Consider the following 768-nt stretch of genomic DNA (forward strand, 5'->3'; position numbering starts at 1 on the left):
CCCCGGATTGCGATAGTTGTTCACCTGAATACCTGAAGCTGATACCAAAATCAGCGTTAAACTTAACAGCGAGCGGCAGAAAAACTAGCCCTGTAACTATGGTAAAAAAATTATTCTCGAATATTAAAGGTAGTTTCGAGAATATATTGACAGGGAAGGACAACTTGATTCTGGAAAATATGAAAGCAAAAATTCCTACCCAAAGCAGTACGACGAAGATTAAGAGCGTGTTGCCTGGGTTTACAAAGTTTATGTGCGGCCCTAAAAACACCATCATTATAAGAGGCACAAAATAAAACACGAAGAAATATGGCGCAATGACGCTCCAACCAATATTTTTCATGTATAAATAAGACCTATCTGTATTTGTAACTGCCTAATATTTTTAGCCACAGATAATTCGCTCTCAAGATTATAATAGTCCCAAGATAAGCCAATCGGTTTATACCAAATCAAATTCTCAGCAAGCTTTTTAGCGTAAGCATCTTTTAGCAAGGAGGAAGAGGCTGAAATAACGACCCGAGCTCTAGAAAAATCTTTGTCAAATGGAAGATCGCAGCTAGATAGAGATACACGGCAGATTAACATCAAAACTTTAAGCTTCAATCCAGCGAGTTTATCCGAAGGGTGAAACCTAACAAATATTGAACTGTCACTTTGTTTTGATAAATACCGAAATAGGGTTATCGTTTTTACAATATAGAATTGATGAGAAAAACAAACTAATACATCAATCGGTACTGCACTATATTCGGGCTGCAATGACTC

At 37.1% G+C, this 768-nt stretch carries 2 protein-coding genes; one reads left to right on the forward strand and one right to left on the reverse strand.

The features are described 5' to 3' along the window. The coding region (locus A3763_RS29715) for a hypothetical protein (RefSeq protein ID WP_231872253.1) at nucleotides 1–296 on the forward strand (296 nt) is incomplete at its 5' end. 43 nt (nucleotides 297–339) lie between these two features. Here A3763_RS29715 and A3763_RS29720 read toward each other — a convergent pair. Further along, nucleotides 340–768 (reverse strand): hypothetical protein (locus A3763_RS29720; RefSeq protein WP_231872254.1); only part of this gene is annotated, 429 nt, incomplete at its 5' end.

Source organism: Oleiphilus sp. HI0128 (assembly GCF_001635365.1).